Here is a 2768-nt window from a genome sequence, read left to right on the forward strand (position 1 = left end):
GTTCGACGATGACGACAACGGCAGCGCCGCCGAGCGCGTGGCCGACACCGACAGCCTGGTCGACCACCTGCTCTGGCAGCTGCACCTGTCGCACCTGTCCACCCGCGACCGCAGCATCGGCGCGGCACTGATCGACGCGTTCGAGGACGATGGCTACCTGCGCGAGCCGTTGTCGGCCATCGCCGAGACCCTGCTGCCGGCCATTCATGCCGATGACGCCGAGATCCTCACGGTGCTGCACCAGATCCAGCGCTTCGACCCGATCGGGGTGGGCGCGCGCACGCTGGGGGAATGCCTGCGGCTGCAGCTGGACGTACTGTGCCCCGACACCCCCGGCCTGGCCCTGGCCCGGCGCATCGCCGACGGCCCGCTGGAACGCCTGCCGCGCAGTGGCGTGGCCGGGCTGGCGCACGAACTGCGTGAACCGCTGGCCGAGGTGGACGTGGCCGTGCAGCTGCTGCGCACGCTGGACCCGCGCCCGGGCGCCCAGATCGGCGAACTGGCCCACGACAGCTACGTGGTGCCCGACTGCGTGGTCTGGCGCCAGAACGGGGTCTGGCGCGCCGCGCTGGCCGGCCATGCCGGGCCCAAGGTGGTCATCCACCGCGGCTACGAACAGATGATCCGCCGCTGCGGCGAGGCCGACGCCGGCTACCTGCGCGCGCACCTGCAGGAAGCGCGCTGGCTGCTCAAGGGCCTGGAGGCACGCGGGGAAACCCTGCTGCGGGTGATGCGCAGCCTGCTGCAGCAGCAGGCCGCGTTCCTGGAGTTCGGCGAACAGGCGCTGCGCCCGCTCACCCTGCGCGAGGTGGCGGCCGAACTGGGCCTGCACGAATCGACCATTTCCCGGGCGATCGCGCGCAAGTACGTGCGCACCCCGCGCGGCACCCTGGCGCTGCGCAGCTTCTTCGCCTCGGGCATCGACACCGACAGTGGCGGTGAAGCGTCCAGCACCGCCATCCAGGCGATGATCCGGCGCCTGATCGACGACGAGAACCCGCGCAAGCCGCTTTCTGACGCCAAGCTGGCTGACCTGCTCAAGACCTCGGGAATACCGGTAGCGCGCCGCACCGTGGCGAAGTATCGTGAGGCCATGAACATTTCCGCCTCGCACGAAAGGGTACGAATCGCCTGACGCACCGCGCCCGGCGGAAAGGTTCATTGGCTCATCCGAACAAAGGAGAAACCCGATGCGCATCGAGACGTTTGGCAAAGACGTAGAAGTCACCCCGGCCCTGCACGAGTACGTGGAAACCAAGCTGCAGCGCCTGGGCAAGCACTTCGACCAGCACTGCGAGGTGCGGGTCACCCTGGAGCTGCGCAAGAACGAACACCACGTCGATGCCAGTGCCAACGTCCCCGGCCAGACCCTGCACGCCGAGGCTGGCGGTCAGACCATGTATGCCGCGATCGATATCCTGGCCGACAAGCTCGACCGCCTTGTGATCAAGCACAAGGAGAAAAAACAGCAGCACGCGCCGCTGCCAGTGGGCGACAATGACGACTGACGTCCTCGTTCTTCCCCTGACATGCCCTTGACTGATCTCCTGGCGGCCGTGCGCACGCAAGTGTTGCCGGCCGCCGATCGCGACAGCGTCCTGCATGCCGCCGCCCGGCTGCTGGCCTGCCGCGAAGCCAATGCCGACCTTATCTACCAGAACCTGTGCCAGCGCGAGCAGCTGGGCAGTACGGCGATCGGCCACGGCATCGCCATTCCACACGGCCGCGCGCCGCTGCTGGAGCGCCCACGCGGTGCCCTGCTGCGACTGGAAAGCCCGGTGGAGTTCGGCGGCGATGAACCGGTCGACCTGGTGTTCGCCATTGCCGTCCCGGCCCATTACACCCATCAACACCTGATGCTGCTGTCAGAGCTGGCCGAGTTGTTCTCCGAGCCGGACATCCGCCAGGCGCTGCGCGAAGCGCGCGACGGCGAGGCACTGCGCCAGGTCATCGAATTTCCCCCGCCGGCGAGTGCCGCATGAATACCAGCATCACCGCGCGTGAGCTGTTCGAACAGCAGCGCGACCGCCTGGCCCTGCGCTGGGTGGCCGGGCAGCAGGGCGAGCGCCGCGAACTGGAAGCGGGCAACACCGTCTCGCGGCGGCCGTCACTGGCCGGCTACCTCAACGCGATCTACCCCAACAAGGTGCAGATCCTGGGCACCGAGGAGCTGTCCTGGCTGGACTCGCTGGACTCGCGCCAGCGCTGGGAAACCATCGAGCGGATCATGCATTCGCACCCGCTGGCGCTGGTGATCACCCGCAACCAGGCGTGCCCGGAAGACCTGCGCGCGGCGGCCGACGAATCGCAGACCCCGCTGTGGATCTCGCCCAAGCGCGGCCACGAACTGCTCAACCACCTGTCCTACCACCTGGCGCGCACGCTGGCGCCGCGGGTGATCCTGCATGGCGTGTTCATGGAGATCTACTCCATTGGCGTGCTGATCACCGGTGAAGCGGGGTCGGGCAAGAGCGAACTGGCGCTGGAGCTGCTCAGCCGCGGGCACCGGCTGGTGGCCGACGACGCCCCGGAATTCACCCAGATCGCCCCGGACGTGCTCGACGGCACCTGCCCGGAACTGCTGCAGGACCTGCTGGAAGTGCGCGGCCTGGGCGTGCTCAACGTGCGCGAGATGTTCGGTGACACCGCTGTAAAGAAGAACAAGTACCTTCGGCTGATCGTGCACCTGACCAAGCCCATGACCGAGCCCACCCCGCATGGTTACGAGCGCCTGACCGGCGATTCCGGCACCCGCCACGTGCTGGACC

Annotated in this window: 4 protein-coding genes; all 4 read left to right on the top strand. The window is 68.1% G+C overall.

Annotation, left to right across the window (positions count from 1 at the left end):
- A partial coding sequence (locus DBR34_RS19690; protein ID WP_128098038.1) for an RNA polymerase factor sigma-54 occupies positions 1-1135 on the top strand: 1135 nt, incomplete at its 5' end.
- 55 nt (positions 1136-1190) lie between these two features.
- Entirely contained in the window at positions 1191-1508 is a 318-nt protein-coding gene (raiA, locus tag DBR34_RS19695) for a ribosome-associated translation inhibitor RaiA (protein WP_038689977.1), read from the top strand.
- Between the two features lie 21 nt (positions 1509-1529).
- A complete protein-coding gene (locus tag DBR34_RS19700; protein ID WP_128098032.1) occupies positions 1530-1982 on the top strand; it encodes a PTS sugar transporter subunit IIA in 453 nt (150 codons plus the stop codon).
- A partial coding sequence (gene hprK, locus DBR34_RS19705) for an HPr(Ser) kinase/phosphatase (protein ID WP_128098033.1) occupies positions 1979-2768 on the top strand: 790 nt, incomplete at its 3' end. The genes DBR34_RS19700 and hprK, both read left to right, overlap by 4 nt.

The organism is Stenotrophomonas sp. HMWF003 (genome assembly GCF_003061285.1).
In the GTDB taxonomy this organism is placed as follows: domain Bacteria; phylum Pseudomonadota; class Gammaproteobacteria; order Xanthomonadales; family Xanthomonadaceae; genus Stenotrophomonas; species Stenotrophomonas maltophilia_AP.

Coding starts and splice junctions, on each gene's coding strand:
- raiA (WP_038689977.1), top strand. CDS start 1,191: ATGCGCATCGAGACGTTTGGCAAAGACGTAGAAGTCACCCCGGCCCTG.
- DBR34_RS19700 (WP_128098032.1), top strand. CDS start 1,530: ATGCCCTTGACTGATCTCCTGGCGGCCGTGCGCACGCAAGTGTTGCCG.